The organism is Streptomyces sp. NPDC104096 (assembly GCF_055584385.1).
Genome location: NZ_JBVJMD010000100.1, coordinates 1 through 15,136 on the forward strand (window position 1 = coordinate 1; position 15,136 = coordinate 15,136).

14 protein-coding genes are annotated in these 15,136 nt (G+C 73.4%); 8 read left to right on the forward strand and 6 right to left on the reverse strand.

Features of this window, described 5'->3' with window-relative positions; translation table 11 throughout:
* Window positions 1-134 precede the first annotated feature (134 nt).
* Together ACZ60B_RS41170 and ACZ60B_RS41175 are read right to left on the reverse strand one after the other, a co-directional pair.
* Window positions 135-1,763, reverse strand: a complete 1,629-nt coding sequence (locus ACZ60B_RS41170; protein ID WP_469396786.1) for a solute symporter family protein — start codon at window positions 1,761-1,763, stop codon at window positions 135-137.
* On the reverse strand, window positions 1,760-2,116 hold the full coding sequence (locus ACZ60B_RS41175) for a DUF485 domain-containing protein (protein WP_469396788.1): 357 nt from the start codon (window positions 2,114-2,116) through the stop codon (window positions 1,760-1,762). Before ACZ60B_RS41175 ends, ACZ60B_RS41170 begins: the two co-directional genes overlap by 4 nt.
* A gap of 263 nt (window positions 2,117-2,379) precedes the next feature.
* On the opposite strand from ACZ60B_RS41175, the gene ACZ60B_RS41180 reads away from it, so the two are divergent.
* From ACZ60B_RS41180 to ACZ60B_RS41190, 3 genes are all read left to right on the forward strand, one after another.
* Window positions 2,380-3,909, forward strand: coding sequence for a S8 family peptidase (locus ACZ60B_RS41180; protein ID WP_469396790.1), 1,530 nt, complete (start codon window positions 2,380-2,382; stop codon window positions 3,907-3,909).
* A gap of 123 nt (window positions 3,910-4,032) precedes the next feature.
* Window positions 4,033-5,400 carry a CoA transferase gene (locus ACZ60B_RS41185; RefSeq protein ID WP_469396792.1) on the forward strand — a complete coding sequence of 456 codons (1,368 nt, stop codon included), beginning with the start codon at window positions 4,033-4,035 and terminating at the stop codon, window positions 5,398-5,400.
* Window positions 5,401-5,508: 108 nt separating this feature from the next.
* Window positions 5,509-6,525 (forward strand): CopD family protein, encoded by a 1,017-nt coding sequence (locus ACZ60B_RS41190; RefSeq protein ID WP_469396795.1) that lies wholly within the window; start codon window positions 5,509-5,511, stop codon window positions 6,523-6,525.
* Between the two features lie 49 nt (window positions 6,526-6,574).
* Here ACZ60B_RS41190 and ACZ60B_RS41195 read toward each other — a convergent pair whose 3' ends face one another.
* From ACZ60B_RS41195 to ACZ60B_RS41210, 4 genes are all read right to left on the reverse strand, one after another.
* Window positions 6,575-7,621: a zinc-dependent alcohol dehydrogenase family protein gene (locus ACZ60B_RS41195; RefSeq protein WP_469396797.1), complete on the reverse strand. Its 1,047-nt coding sequence runs from the start codon at window positions 7,619-7,621 to the stop codon at window positions 6,575-6,577.
* A gap of 42 nt (window positions 7,622-7,663) precedes the next feature.
* Entirely contained in the window at window positions 7,664-8,329 is a 666-nt protein-coding gene (locus ACZ60B_RS41200) for a lysoplasmalogenase (protein ID WP_469396799.1), read from the reverse strand.
* Window positions 8,326-9,207, reverse strand: a complete 882-nt coding sequence (locus ACZ60B_RS41205; protein WP_469396802.1) for a sterol desaturase family protein — start codon at window positions 9,205-9,207, stop codon at window positions 8,326-8,328. The genes ACZ60B_RS41200 and ACZ60B_RS41205 overlap by 4 nt, the downstream gene beginning before the upstream one ends.
* Before the next feature lie 111 nt (window positions 9,208-9,318).
* Window positions 9,319-10,029: a VIT1/CCC1 transporter family protein gene (locus ACZ60B_RS41210; RefSeq protein ID WP_469396804.1), complete on the reverse strand. Its 711-nt coding sequence runs from the start codon at window positions 10,027-10,029 to the stop codon at window positions 9,319-9,321.
* 148 nt (window positions 10,030-10,177) lie between these two features.
* On the opposite strand from ACZ60B_RS41210, the gene ACZ60B_RS41215 reads away from it, so the two are divergent.
* The 5 genes from ACZ60B_RS41215 (at window position 10,178) to ACZ60B_RS41235 (ending at window position 15,016) form a co-directional block, all read left to right on the forward strand.
* Window positions 10,178-11,179 (forward strand): DEDDh family exonuclease, encoded by a 1,002-nt coding sequence (locus ACZ60B_RS41215; protein WP_469396806.1) that lies wholly within the window; start codon window positions 10,178-10,180, stop codon window positions 11,177-11,179.
* Window positions 11,180-11,259: 80 nt separating this feature from the next.
* The gene (locus ACZ60B_RS41220; protein ID WP_152894276.1) at window positions 11,260-11,493 is read left to right on the forward strand and encodes a hypothetical protein; all 234 of its coding nucleotides are present in this window, start codon (window positions 11,260-11,262) and stop codon (window positions 11,491-11,493) included.
* A 49-nt stretch (window positions 11,494-11,542) separates the two neighbouring features.
* On the forward strand, window positions 11,543-12,334 hold the full coding sequence (locus ACZ60B_RS41225; RefSeq protein WP_469396809.1) for an SURF1 family cytochrome oxidase biogenesis protein: 792 nt from the start codon (window positions 11,543-11,545) through the stop codon (window positions 12,332-12,334).
* 133 nt (window positions 12,335-12,467) lie between these two features.
* A complete protein-coding gene (locus ACZ60B_RS41230; protein WP_469396812.1) occupies window positions 12,468-14,255 on the forward strand; it encodes a glycoside hydrolase family 15 protein in 1,788 nt (595 codons plus the stop codon).
* Between the two features lie 5 nt (window positions 14,256-14,260).
* Complete coding sequence (locus tag ACZ60B_RS41235; protein ID WP_469396815.1) at window positions 14,261-15,016, forward strand: SDR family oxidoreductase; 756 nt, start codon at window positions 14,261-14,263, stop codon at window positions 15,014-15,016.
* Window positions 15,017-15,136 lie beyond the last annotated feature (120 nt).

Sequence of the window (15,136 nt, forward strand, 5' to 3'; positions counted from 1 at the left end):
CGGTGGGTCTCTGGTTTTCCGTCTTGGGCTATAGGGTTGTGTTGCCGCGCCGGGGGGGGGGCCCCCCGGCCCCGGGGGGGCCGGCCCGGCCGGGACCCCGCGGTCCCGGCGGCGCGGCCGCGGACCGGCGCCGGTCAGTGCGCTCCGGTGCCGGTCAGCGACCTGACCTCCAGTTCGGCGTACTTGCCGGAGTCGGGGGTCTCCTTGGACAGCAGGGTGCCGACGACTCCGAGCAGGAAGCCGACCGGGATCGAGATGATGCCCGGGTTCTCCAGCGGGAACCAGTGGAAGTCGACGTCCGGGAACATCGACGTGGGCTTGCCCGAGACGACCGGCGAGAACAGCACCAGGCCGACCGCCGTGACCAGGCCGCCGTAGATCGACCACAGCGCCCCGGAGGTGGTGAACCGCTTCCAGAAGAGGCTGTAGAGGATGGTCGGCAGGTTGGCGGAGGCGGCGACCGCGAAGGCGAGGGCGACCAGGCCGGCCACGTTCAGGTCGCGGGCGAGGGCGCCGAGCACGATGGAGACGGCGCCGATCCCGACGGTCGCCCAGCGGGCCGCGCCGAGTTCCTGCTTCTCGGTGGCGGTGCCCTTCTTGATGACGTTGGCGTAGATGTCGTGGGCGAAGGACGAGGAGGAGGCCAGGGTCAGGCCCGCGACGACCGCGAGGATCGTGGCGAAGGCGACCGCCGAGATGGTCGCCAGCAGGATCGCGCCCCAGTTGGAGTCGACGCCGCCGAGATGGAGCGCCAGCAGCGGGGCGGCGGTGTTGCCCGCCTTGTTGGAGGCGATGATCTCGTCGGGCTTGATGAGCGCGGCGGCGCCGAAGCCGAGGGCGAGGGTCATCAGGTAGAAGGCGCCGATCAGGCCGATCGCCCAGATCACGGACTTGCGGGCGGCCTTGGCGGTGGGGACCGTGTAGAAGCGGATCAGGATGTGCGGCAGGCCGGCGGTGCCGAGGACCAGGGCGATGCCGAGCGAGATGAAGTCGAGCTTGGTGGTGCCCGTGGCGCCGTACTTCAGTCCGGGCTCCAGGAAGGCGGAGCCCTTGCCGCTGTTGTCGGCGGCCGAGCCGAGCAGGTCCGAGACGTTGAAGTCGAACTTGAGCAGGACCAGGAAGGTCAGCAGCAGGGCGCCCGCGATGAGCAGGACCGCCTTGACCATCTGGACCCAGGTGGTGCCCTTCATGCCGCCGATGGTGACGTAGACGATCATCAGGACGCCGACCAGGGCGACGATGCCGATCTTGCCGGCGTCGCTGGTGATGCCGAGCAGCAGCGAGACCAGGACGCCCGCGCCGGCCATCTGCGCCAGCAGGTAGAAGATCGACACGACGATGGTGGAGGTGCCGGCCGCCGTGCGGACCGGGCGCTGGCGCATGCGGTACGCCAGGACGTCGCCCATCGTGTAGCGGCCGGAGTTTCGCAGCGGTTCGGCCACCAGGAGCAGGGCGACCAGCCAGGCGACCAGGAAGCCGATGGAGTACAGGAAGCCGTCGTAGCCGAAGAGGGCGATCGCGCCCGCGATGCCGAGGAAGGACGCGGCGGACATGTAGTCGCCGGAGACGGCGAGTCCGTTCTGGAAGGCGGTGAACTGGCGTCCGCCGGCGTAGAAGTCGGCGGCGTCCTTGGTCTGGCGGCCCGCCCACACGGTGATGACGAGGGTCGCGGCGACGAAGACCGCGAACAGGGTGATGATCAGCGGCCGGTGCTCGCTCGCCTCGCCCGCGGCGAGGTGTACGTGGGTGATCGCGGGGCTCATGCGCCGCCCTCCATCCGGGACTTGATGGCCTCGGCCTTGGGGTCGAGCCGGTCGGCGGCGTGCCGCGCGGTCCACCAGGCGATGAGGAAGGTGGTGAGGAACTGGGCGAGGCCCAGCACCAGGGCCACGTTGACGTTGCCGAACAGCTTGGTGCCCATGAAGTCGCCCGCGTAGCTCGACAGCAGGACGAACAGCAGGTACCAGGCGATGAAGGCGACGGTCAGCGGGAAGGCGAACGAGCGGTAGGAGCGGCGCAGCTCACCGAACTCTGCGCTCTCCTGCACCGCGACGAACTCCTCTGTGGAGGGCAGCCGGTGTTCGATTTTTGAAGGGGGCGGTGCGTCCGTGGCCACGGAGTCTCCTCGCGTTACGGGTGCGGTGACGTCGGTGAACGACGGGCGCGGGCGGGCGGTCACCCTCCCGCACCCTGTTCGAGGTCACGGCGCCCGGCCGGACGCGGTTCAACTCGGTGGGCTTATTTCCCAAGTCGTACACGAAAGTCATTGCTGGCCAAGGAGTCCGGAAGATAGCTTCACTCTGCACCACCCGTCATGTACCTGCCCGAGCACGACCTGTGTCTCGGGCCGGTTTTGTTTCCGGATGATGTGGAGATCCCATGGCTCATCTGCCCTCGAGACGTCGACTCGCCCTTGCCGTACCGGTCGTGCTGTCCCTGACCGCGTCGCTCGGCTTCCTGCCGGCGGCGGCCTCGGCGGCGCCGCGCACGCAGTCCGTGGCCCAGGAGGCCGACGCGGGGACCTTCGCGTACGTCGTCAACACCAAGGTGGACCACCGTACGATCGCGTCGGTCGAGAAGGCGGTCGTCGCGGCCGGCGGCACCGTCGTCGTGACGTACGACAAGATCGGTGTGATCGTCGCCCACTCCTCCGACCCGGGCTTCGCCGCGCAGATCCGCAAGGTGCACGGGGTGCAGTCGGCGGGCGCGACGCGCACCTCGCCGGTCACCGCGGAGGGCACGACGGACGAGGGGGCGGTCCAGTACCTGTCCAGGGCGGAGGCCGCGAAGGTGGCCGCGAGCAGCACGGCCACGGGCCAGGAGCCCCTCGAGGCCGACCAGTGGGACCTGCGCGCGATAGGCGCCGACAAGGCCGCCACGATCAACCCGGGCAGCCGGAAGGTGACCGTCGCGGTCATCGACACCGGCGTGGACGACACCCACCCCGACATCGCCCCGAACTTCTCCGCCTCGCAGTCCGCCAACTGTGTGAGCGGCAAGCCGGACACGACGTACGGCGCCTGGCGGCCGGTCGACGCCGACCACTACCACGGCACCCATGTGGCGGGCGAGATAGCCGCGGCGCGCAACGGCGTCGGGGTCGCGGGCGTCGCCCCCGGTGTGAAGGTCGCGAGCATCACGGTGGCCCAGCCGGACGCGAACAGCCTGTTCTTCCCGGAGAGCGTGGTGTGCGCGTTCGTCTTCGCCGCCGATCACGGCGTGGAGATCACCAACAACAGCTATTACATCGACCCCTGGCTGTACAACTGCATGGACGACCCGGACCAGAAGGCCATCGTCGACGCGGTCAACAGGGCGCAGCTCTACGCCCGTTCGAAGGGCACGCTGAACGTCGCCTCGGCGGGCAACTCCAATGACGACCTCGACTCCGACGCCCTGGTCGACGACTCCAGCCCGGACGACTCGACCGCCGTGACCCGGACGGTCGACCCGCACAAGTGCTTCGACATCCCGACCCAGTTGCCGGGTGTCGTCACCGTGAGCGCGACGGGCGTCAAGGGCGCCAAGTCGTACTACTCCAGCTACGGCGACGGGGTCGTCGACGTCGCGGGTCCTGGCGGCGACAAGTACCAGATCCCGGACACGCCGTCGAAGAACGGCCGCATCCTGTCGACGCTGCCCAACAACCAGTACGGGTTCCTCCAGGGCACCTCGATGGCCTCCCCGCACGTGGCCGCGGTGGCCGCGCTGCTGAAGTCGTCCCACCCGAAGGCGACGCCCGCGATGCTCCAGGCGCTGCTGAAGGCGCAGGCGGACAACCCCGGTTGCCCGACCGCGCCGTACGACGGTGACGGCGACGGGGTCGTGGACGCGACCTGCGTGGGCGGCAAGCGCGTCAACGGCTTCTACGGCTTCGGCGTCGTCAACGCGCTGCGCGCGGTGAAGTAGCCCCCGGACGGGCGGCGGACGGGCCGGGGGCATCCCCCGGCCCGTCCGGCGTCCCGGTGCCGTCCATGTCCTGCCCCACATATTGATTGAATCTTGATTCAATCAATACTGCATAGTGCAGTCATGACTGGAATCAAGTACGCGTGGACCGCGCTGGGCGGTGATCCCGCCCTCCTCGTGCACGGCTCGACCGTCGTACGGCACGGAGCCCTCGCGGCCCGGCTTCCGGTGCGGGAGCTGGCGCGGATGTGCGTGGGCGCCTGCGCGCTGGCCGCCGCCGAACTCGGGGCGCGGCGGGCCGGACTGCCCCGGGTGCCCGGGGTCCACGTGGACGACGGGGCCGTGGCGACCGCGTTCGTCAGTGAGCGGCACCTCTTGGTCGACGGACGGGCTCCGGTCGCCTTCGCGCCGCTGTCGCGGCTGTGGCGGACCGCCGACGGCTGGGTGCGCACCCACGCCAACTACCCGCACCACCGGGCGCGGTTGCTGGGTGCGCTGGGGCTCGGTGACGACGCGACCGTGGACGACGTGGCCGGCCGGCTGGCCGGGCGGTCCGCCCTCGCGGTGGAGGAGAGGGTGTACGCGGCGGGCGGCCTCGCCGTCGCCCTGCGCACCGCGCGGGAGTGGGCCGCGCACCCGCAGGCGGCCGCGCTCGCCGGACGGCCGCTGGTGGAGCGCGCACGGCTGGACTCCGCGCCCGTGCGCGCGCTCGCCCCGGTCGGCGGCGGTCCGCTGCGGCCCGCCGCCGGGCTGCGCGTCCTGGACCTCACCCGGGTGATCGCCGGTCCGGTCGCCACCCGCACACTCGCCCTGCTGGGCGCCGACGTGCTGCGCGTCGACCCCCCGCAGCTGCCCGAACTCCCCGACGCGCACGCCGACACGGGCTTCGGGAAGCGGTCGGCGGTACTGGACCTGGCGACCGACCGGCGGGCCTTCGAGGAGTTGCTCGCGGCGGCCGACGTGGTGGTCACCGGGTACCGGCCGGGTGCCCTGGACCGGTTCGGGCTCTCCCCCGAGGCGCTCGCCGAGCGCAGGCCCGGGGTGGTGGTGGCGCAGCTGTCGGCGTGGGGCGCGTACGGGCCGTGGGGCGGACGGCGCGGCTTCGACAGCCTGGTGCAGGTGGCCACCGGGATCGCGGCCGCCGAGGGGTCGCCGGAGCGGCCCGGCGCACTGCCGGCCCAGGCCCTCGACCACGGCACGGGCTATCTGCTCGCCGCGGGGGTGCTGCGGGCGCTGACCGAGCAGTCGTACGAGGGCGGCAGCCGGTTCGTCGGGCTGGCGCTGGCGCGGACGGCGGCCTGGCTCACGGAGATCACGCCGGGGGTGCCCGGGGCCGTACCGTACGACGGTCCCGAGCCGTGGCTGGCCGGGACCGGCAGCGGGATCGGGCGGCTGCGGTACGCGCTGCCGCCGGTGTCCTTCGAGGGCGGGCCGGCCGACTGGGCGCGGCCGCCGGGACCGTGGGGCGCGGACGAGGCGCGCTGGGCGTGAGCGAAGGCCGGTCCGGCCGGCCCGAGTCGCGCTGCCGGTGCGGAAGGCGACTTGTCAGTTGTCCCGATGGAGTTGCCCCGTTCTGTGCGGGCTGGCGACGATCCTGACGTGACTTCGACACGACCGGTCTCCGAGGCCTCCGCCCCCGGTGGGGCGAGCGCCGACGGCCGCCCCGGCAAGGGGCCGGCCGTCGCCGTGCTGGTGCTGGTGGCGCTCGGCGCGCTGGTCCCGCTGCTCGGGCCGTCCGCCGCGCTGGACGGCACGGGCGAGGCCGCCGCGCCCGCCACCAGGGGCATCGCGCTGCTGCGGACGGTGCTCTTCGGGGCGCTGTGCGTCCCGGCGGGCGAGCTCCTCGCCGACCGGCTGGCCGCACGGGTGCCCGGTGCGCCCGCCGGGGCGCCGCGCGCCTGGGCACCGTACGCGGCCGCCGCCGGATTCCTCGCGGCGCTGGCGCTCGCCTCGGTCGTCGCCACCGGGAACCTGGTGCCGCACGGCCTCGCGCAGATCGACGTCGGCGGCCTGTACCGCTCGTACGACGGAAGGCTCGCGCTGCTGGAGGTCAACGGCTTCGCCGTGGCGGGTCTGTGCGCGCTGTCGCGCCGGCCGGGCAGCCAGGTGGTGCCGCTGGCCGCGGTGGCCGTCGCGGAGGCGCTGCGCGCGCATCCCCCGGCCGAGCACGGCGCGTCGACGGGCTCGGCGCTGACGCTCGTCCATCTGGTCTGTGCCGCGCTGTGGGCGGGCGGTCTGCTGCGGGTGCTGCGCGTCCTCGGGCCGTGGCGCGGGAGTGCGGCGGGCACGGCGCTGCTGGGCCGCTACGCGCGCGTGGCGGCCGTACTGCTGGCGGTGATCACCGCGACGGGCGTGTGGAGCACGCTGCGCCGGATGCCCGCGGACACGGTCCTGGACCAGTTGACGACGACGGCGTACGGGCGCGCCCTGCTCGCCAAGGTCCTCCTCGTGGCCGCCGTCGCCGTGCTGGCCCTGTGGGCGCGGATCCGGCTGCGCCGCGCCCCCGACCCGCTGACCGCCGTCTCCCCCGCGCGGGCCGAGGCCGTCGCGCTGGGAGTGGTGGTCGCGGTGTCGGGACTGCTGACGGCGCTGCCGCTGCCGATCCGCTGGGGCTGACCGGCGGCCGCCCGGCCCGCGCGGGCCGGGCGGGCGGCGGCGCTGGGGCTCAGCCGTTGGTGACGAGGACCTTGAGGGCGGTGCGCTCGTCCATCGCCTTGTAGCCGTCGGGGACGCCCTCGACGCCGACCGTCATGTCGAAGACGGGCGACGGGTCGACCGTGCCGTCGAGGACGTCGGGCAGCAGGTCGGGGATGTAGGTGCGGACCGGTGCCACGCCGCCGCGCAGGGCGATGTTCCGGTCGAACATGACACCGAGGTCGAGTCCGGTGCCGCTGCCGTGGGGCACGCCCACGAAACCGATGGCGCCGCCGTCCCGGGTGACCTCCACGGCCGTCCGCATCGACTGTTCGGTGCCGACCGCCTCGACCACGCAGTGCGCGCCCTGGCCGCGGGTGAGCTCACGGACCGCCGCGACGGCCGCCTCGCCGCGCTCGGCGACGACGTCGGTGGCGCCGAAACGGCGGGCGATGTCGGTACGGACCTCGTGCCGGCCCAGCGCGATGATCCGCTCCGCGCCGAGCCGCTTGGCGGCCAGCACCGCGCACAGGCCGACGGCCCCGTCGCCGACGACGGCGACCGTGGCGCCCGGGCGGGCCCCCGCGCCGAGGGCGGCGTGGTGGCCGGTGCCGAGCACGTCGGAGAGGGTGAGCAGGGCGGTCAGCAGCCGGTCGTCGGAGGCCGCCTCCTTGGGCAGCCGCACGAGCGTGCCGTCGGCGAAGGGGACGCGCACGGCCTCGCCCTGGCCGCCGTCGTGTCCGACGGCGCCCCAGAACCCGCCGTGCTCGCAGGACGTCGTCAGGCCCTCCCGGCAGTAGTCGCAGACGCCGTCGGACCACATGAAGGGGGCGACGACGAGATCGCCGCGCCGGAAGCCGGTCACCTCGCCGCCGGTCTCCTCGACCACACCGAGGAACTCGTGGCCGATCCGCTGCCCCGGCTGCCGGGCCGCGGTGCCGCGGTAGGCCCACAGGTCGCTGCCGCAGATGCAGGCGCGCAGCACCCTGACCACGGCGTCGGTGGGCAGCTGCACCACCGGGTCGGGCACGTCCTCCACCCGCATGTCGTAGGGGGCGTGGATGGTGGTGGCGCGCATGTCGAGGGTCCTTCTCGTGCGGGTTCGTGCGGTGCGGTGCGCTCAGGGGGTGGTCGAGCGCACTTCACCGTACGTCGCCGCGGGCGCCCGCCGCTCACCGAGGGTGCCCTGGACCAGCAGGAACTGCGCGGCGGCATAGGTCAGCATGACCCAGAAGCCGGGGTACGGCGGCTGCGGCCAGTCGGCGAGAGAGGTCGCGATGAGGGTGTCGGAGACCATGAACAGCGCGCCGCCGAGCCCCGCGACGAGCCCGGACCGGCCGGCCGCGGCACAGGCCATGGCGGTGAGCAGGGCGCTGTAGGCGGCGACCGGGACGCGCAGGCCCGCGGGCAGGTCCGGCCACAGCAGCGCCACGAGGGTGAGCAGGACCACGGCGTAGCCGGGCACGAGCAGAGCGGCACGCACGCGTGGCGAGCCCGCGGTGCGGAACAGGGTGAGATAGCAGACGTGACCGGCGGCGAAGGCGGCCATCCCAGCGAGGAAGGCGGGCTCCGCGTCGGACAGCAGCAGGATGTCGCCGGCCCAGCCGCACAGGAGGGCGGCGACCAGCGGGCGGGGCGCGCCGCGCAGGACGGCGCAGGCGGCGAGGAGCGGCATCAGCAGCGACTTGGCGACCGTGTGCCCGGTGTCCGCGCCGGTCAGCACGAAGACCAGGTCGGCCGCGGCGACCAGGCCGAAGGCGGCGAGCAGGAGGCGGGCGGCTCTCATGCGGCGCCGGCCTCCTCGACGGGAGCGCCGACGGGGGCGCCCACGGCCGGCGCCGGCTGCCAGCCCGGTCCGCGGAACACCCGTCCGGCGCGCTCGCGCCAACCGCGTGCCGTCCTCAGGTCCCTGGCGATGGCGGCGTACTCGTGGGTGGCGACCCGCAGCGGGTTGTAGGTGGCGATGTTCTTCGTCAGCCCGTACACCGGCCGCTCGGTCTCCGGCGCGAACGATCCGAACAGCCGGTCCCAGACGATCAGGATCCCGCCGAAGTTGCGGTCGAGGTAGCCGCCCTGGGAGGCGTGGTGCACCCGGTGGTGGGACGGCGTGTTGAACACGAACTCGTACCACCGCGGCAGCCGGTCGATCCGCTCGGTGTGGATCCAGAACTGGTAGACGAGGTTGACGGAGGAGCAGAACGCGAGCGCGGCCGGGTGCACACCGGCGGCCACGAGGGGGAGGTAGAACGGCCAGGACGTCAGCGAGGTCCACGGCTGGCGCAGGGCGGTGCTGAGGTTGAACTTCCGGCTGGAGTGGTGGACCACGTGGCAGGCCCACAGGATGCGCACGACGTGGTGGCCGCGGTGGGACCAGTAGTAGAAGAAGTCCTGGGCGAGCAGCATCAGCGGGATCGTCCACCACAGGACGGGCACCCGCAGCGGGGTCACCGCGTAGACCGCCGTGTAGAGGGCGACGATCGGGATCTTCCAGAAGAAGTCGAAGACGAGGCTGCCGAGCCCCATGCCGACGCTCGTCGCGGCGTCCTTGGCCGCGTAGCCGGCCGCGTCCTCGTCGGGATGGAGGCGGACGCTGATCATCTCGATCACGGTGAGCAGCACGAAGGCGGGTATCGACCACAGCACGACGTCGGGCAGGTTCGGCATGGACGCACCGTAGAACCGCTGGTCGCCGGGGAGCTAGATGCCGTTACCCACAAGTATTGCCGGAGGTACGCGCTTGCTTCTTGGTGATCTCCGCCAACGGGCGGCCCGCCGTCACGCCCCCGCCACCCCCAGCAGCGTCCCGACCGCGTAGGTGACCGCCATGGCCACCGCCCCGCCCGCCACGTTGCGCAGCACCGCGCGCCCCGGGGCCGCCGCCCCGAGCCGGGCGCTGGCCCAGCCGGTCAGGACCAGGGCGGCCAGCACGGACACCACGGTGACGGGCAGCCGCCAGTGCGCCGGGGGCAGGACGATGGCCAGCAGCGGCAGCAGCGCGCCCACCGTGAACGCCGCGAAGCTCGCCCAGGCCGCGTGCCAGGGGTCGGCGAGGTCGTCGGGGTCGATGCCGAGCTCCACGCGCGCGTGGGCCTTCAACGCGTCCCGTTCCGTGAGCTGCTCGGCCGCCTCCCGCGCCACGTCCCGGGAGAGTCCGCGCTCCTGGAGCAGCCCGGTGAGCTCCTCCAGTTCGGCCTCGGGCTCCTCCTTCAGCTCCTGTTTCTCCGCGGCCAGCGCCGCCTTCTCGGAGTCCCGTTGGGTCGACACCGACACGTACTCCCCCGCCGCCATCGACAGCGACCCGGCGAGCAGCCCGGCCAGCCCCGCCGTCAGCAGTGCCGCGCGCTCCTGGGTGGCGCCGGCCACACCGACGACCAGCCCCGCGGTGGAGACGATGCCGTCGTTGGCCCCGAGGACCGCGGCGCGCAGCCAGTTGAGCCGGGAGCCCAGCGCGCCGCCGTGGGCCTCGTCGTGCGTCGGTTCCGTCACACCGCGAGGATCCCATCCGCGGCCCCGGCGGGCCGCACCGACGCCCGGCCCGACCGGCGCGGCCGGGGATGCGCCGCGCCCGGGGCGCAACCGGTCGCCCCCGGGCGGTGCGCCGCGCTGTCGGTGTGGGCCCGTATCCTCATGGACCATGCTCGAAGACCACACGACCGCAGCGTCGCTCCCCCCGTCGTGGCCTGCCGCGTATCCGCGGGGGTACGCGGTCGTCGACGTGGAGACCACGGGCCTGGCCCGGGACGACCGGATAATCTCCGCGGCCGTGTACCGGCTGGACGCGCGCGGCGAGGTCGAGGACCACTGGTACACACTGGTCAATCCGGAGCGGGATCCGGGCCCGGTCTGGATCCACGGCCTGACGAGCGACGTGCTCGAGGGGGCGCCGCTCTTCCCGGAGATCGCCGAGGAGTTCGCGGCGCGGCTGGCGGGCCGGGTGCTGGTCGCGCACAACGCCGTCTTCGACTGGCAGATGATCGCCCGCGAGTACGCGCGCGCCGAGCGCGAGGCGCCGGTACGCCAGCGGCTGTGCACCATCGCGCTCTCCAAGGAACTGGGCCTGCCGCTGCCCAACCACAAGCTGGCGACGCTGGCGGCCCATTTCGGCGTCGTACAGCAGCGGGCGCACCACGCGCTGGACGACGCGCGCGTGCTGGCGGAGGCGTTCCGGCCCAGCCTGCGGGCCGCGGCGGCGGGCGGGGTACGGCTGCCGCTGCACGAGTGCCTGCCGCTGACCGAGTGGCAGGACCGGCCCGCGTCCCGGACCGGCCGGCAGGCGGGCGGCGCGGGCGGCGGCTACGGCGGTCATGCGCAGAGCAGTTGGCGCCCGTCCCGGAAACGGCCCGCATGCCCCCATCCCAACCCGGGACGCTACGAAGACGGCAAACCGCTCAAGCAGGGCATGAGGGTCGCCTTCTCGGGCGACACCTCGACCGACCGCGAACTGCTGGAGGACCGCGCGACCGACGCCGGGCTGCACGTGGCCACCAGCCTGTCCCGGCTGACCAGCCTGCTGGTGACGAACGACCCCGACTCGGGCACGTCGAAGGTGGTCAAGGCGCGCCAGTTCGGCACCCCGGTCGTCGACGAGGCGGCCTTCGGACAGTTGCTGCGCGACGTGGAGCCCGCCGGGGAGTGACCCGTACGGACGGGTGATTGCCGCACGACTCGCCCACCGGCCGCTCGCCCCCCGGGCGGTGACGGCCCACCCTGTGGCGCATGGCGAGATGCGAAGTTTGCGGCAACGACTACGGCATGAGCTTCGAGGTGCACGCGCAGGGCGCGGTCCACGTCTTCGACTGCTTCTCCTGTGCGATCCATCGCATGGCCCCCATCTGCGAGCACTGTCGGGTGCAGATCATCGGCCAGGGCGTCGAGGTCGAGGGCCACTGGTACTGCGGCGGTCACTGCGCCCGCGCCGAGGGGAGGGTGGGAATCGTCGACAAGGTCTGACCCGGTACCCGGCCGTTCGCGCCCCACGACCGAGTTGTACGGTCGTGGGGTGTACCGCTTCCTGTTGTCCCGGCAGTGGGTGCTCGTCACCCTCGTCGCCGTCGCGCTCATCCCGACGATGATCGAGCTGGGCATCTGGCAGATGCACCGGTACGAGATGCGCACCGCCCGCAACCGGCTGGTCTCCGACGCGCTGACCGCCGAGCCGGTCCCGGTCGAGCGGCTGACCTCTCCCGGGCACCCCGTGACCAGTGCCGAGCGGTACCGCACCGTCACCGCGACGGGCACCTTCGACACCTCCCGGGAGGTCGTCGTCAGGCGCCGCGTCAACTCCGACGACGAGGTCGGCTTCCACGTCCTGACCCCGTTCGTCCTCGCGGACGGCAGGGTGCTGCTGGTCAACCGGGGCTGGATCCCCGCGAACGGAGTGCAGACCGCCTTCCCGAAGATCCCCGCGCCGCCCGCGGGCCGGACCACGGTCACCGGACGGCTGATGCCCGACGAGACGACCGCGGCCAGCGGCATCAAGGACATCAAGGGCCTGCCGGACCGCCAGATCATGCTGATCAACAGCGCGGAGGAGGCCCGGCGGCTCGGTGCCGGGGTGCTGGGCGGCTACATCCAGCAGACGGCGCCGGAGGCGAAGGACGGCAGCCCGCAGCAGATCTCCGACCCGGGCAAGGAGGACGCGCCGCTGAACTACGCCTACATGATCCAGTGGTGGCTGTTCGCCGCGGGCGTCCCGGTGGGCTGGTGGGTGCTGGTCCGGCGCGAGCGCCGCGACCGGGCGGAGGCCGCGGCGGCGAGCACGGCGCCCGAGGCCGAACCGGCGGCGGTGTAGGGCCGCCCTCACCCGCCCGGCCCGACGGTCCGGGGTCGCACTCACCCGCCCGGCCCGACGGTCCGGGGTCGCCCTCACCCACCCGGCCGTATCCGCTGATTGCCCGGTCGGCCCACCGGGAACCCGGAAACCCGTGCACCCCCCCATCGAGGACTACGCCCTCATCGGCGACGAACAGACCGCCGCCCTGGTCGGCCGGGACGGCTCCGTCGACTGGCTGTGCGTCCCCCGCTTCGACTCGGCGGCCTGCTTCGCCCGACTGCTCGGCGACGAGGACAACGGTCACTGGCGGATCGCCCCCAAGGACGTCGAGGGCCCCTGCACACGGCGTGCCTACCGGCCCGACACCCTCGTCCTCGACACCGAGTGGGACACCCCCGACGGCACGGTCCGGGTCACCGACCTGATGCCCCAGCGCGAGCACGCCCCCGACGTCGTACGCATCGTGGAAGGGGTCAGCGGGCGGGTCACCGTGCGCAGCACGCTGCGGCTGCGCTTCGACTACGGCTCGATCGTCCCGTGGATGCGCCGCTCCGACGGCCACCGGATCGCCGTGGCCGGCCCGGACTCGGTGTGGCTGCGCAGCGAACCCGCGGTGCACACCTGGGGCGAGGACTTCAGCACGCAGTCGGAGTTCACCGTCGGCGCGGGCGAGCGGGTCGCGTTCGTCCTCACCTGGCACCCCTCGCACGAGGCGCGGCCGCCGCTGGTCGACCCCTACGAGGCGCTGAGCAGCAGTGTCGCCGACTGGCGCAGCTGGGTGGGCCACTGCACGTACAAGGGCCCCTACCGGGACGCCGTCGTACGCTCCCTGATCACCCTCAAGGCCCTCAGCTACGCGCCCACCGGCGGCATCGTCGCCGCGGCCACCACCTCGCTGCCGGAGGAGCTGGGCGGGGTACGCAACTGGGACTACCGCTTCTGCTGGCTGCGCGACTCCACCCTCACCCTGGGCGCCCTGCTGTCGGCGGGCTACCACAAGGAGGCCGCGGCCTGGCGGGACTGGCTGCTGCGCGCGGTCGCGGGTGACCCGGCGGACCTCCAGATCATGTACGGCCTGGCCGGCGAGCGGCGGTTGCCGGAGACGGAACTGCCCTGGCTCGCCGGTTACAGCGGCTCGGCGCCCGTGCGGTCCGGCAACGACGCCGTGACCCAGCTTCAGCTGGACGTCTACGGCGAGGTCATGGACTCGCTGTACCTGGCCCGGTCCTCGGGGCTGTCGGCCAAACCGCACATGTGGGCCATGCAGGGCGCTCTGCTCCAATTCCTGGAGTCGGCCTGGCGGCAGCCGGACGAGGGCCTGTGGGAGGTGCGCGGCGGCCGCCGCCAGTTCGTGCACTCGAAGGTGATGGTGTGGGTGGCCGCCGACCGGGCGGTGCGCACGCTGGAGGAGCATCCGGACCTGCCCGGCGACGCGGACGCCTGGCGCGCGCTGCGCGACGAGGTGCACGAGGAGGTGTGCGAGAAGGGCTACGACTCCGAGCGCAACACCTTCACGCAGTACTACGGCTCACGCGAACTCGACGCCGCGCTGCTGCTCATCCCGCGCGTCGGCTTCCTGCCCCCGGACGACCCACGGGTGATCGGCACGGTGGACGCGGTCCGCGCGGAGCTGGGCCACGGCGGCTTCGTCCGCCGTTACGACGCCGAGGACACCCCGGTCGACGGACTGCCTGGCGGCGAGGGCGCCTTCCTGGCCTGCTCGTTCTGGCTCGCGGACGCGCTGCACATGACGGGCCGCACCCAGGAGGCCCGCGAGCTGTTCGAACGGCTGCTGGGCCTCACCAACGACGTGGGGCTGCTGGCCGAGGAGTACGACCCGGTGGCCCGCCGTCAGCTCGGCAACTTCCCGCAGGCGTTCAGCCACATCGGCCTGGTGAACACCGCCCTCGCCCTGTCCGGGGACGGCGGGGCAGGATAGGGGCCATGGATCTTGGACTGAAGGACCGGGTGTACGTCGTCACCGGCGCCACCCGCGGACTGGGCAACGCCGTCGCGCGCGAGCTGGTGGCCGACGGCGCGAAGGTGGTCGTCACCGGGCGGGACGCTGAGCGGGTCGCGGACGCGGCGGCCGAGCTGGGCCCGAACGCCGTCGGGATGGCCGTCGACAACGCCGAGGCGGACGCCCCCGCCCGGCTGATCGCCGCCGCGCGCGAGCACTTCGGCGGCTTCGACGGCATCCTCGTCAGCGTCGGCGGCCCGCCGCCCGGCTTCGTCGCCGACAACACCGACGACCAGTGGCGTACGGCGTTCGAGTCGGTGTTCCTGGGCGCGGTGCGGCTCGCCCGGACGGCGGCCGGGGAGCTGGAGTCCGGCGGCGTCATCGGGTTCGTGCTGTCCGGCTCGGTGCACGAACCGATCCCGGCGCTGACCATCTCCAACGGGCTGCGGCCGGGTCTGGCCGGGTTCGCCAAGTCCCTCTCCGACGAGCTGGGGCCGCGCGGCATCCGGGTCGTCGGGCTGCTGCCGTCGCGCATCGACACCGACCGGGTGCGCGAGCTGGACAGCTACTCGGCGGACCCGGAGGCGACCCGGGCGGCGAACGAGTCCCGCATCCCCCTGCGGCGGTACGGGACTCCGGAGGAGTTCGGGCGGGTGGCGGCGTTCCTGCTGTCACCGGCCGCGTCCTACCTGACCGGCCTCATGCTGCCGGTCGACGGCGGAATGCGACACGGGTTCTGACCCCGTCGGGGGGGGGGGGGGGCGGGGGCGGCGGGGGGGGGCGCGCCGGCCCCCCCCCCCCCCCCCGGGGCGGGCGCGGGCGGCCCGGCGGGGGGCGGCGGGCGGCGGCGGAGCCGGACG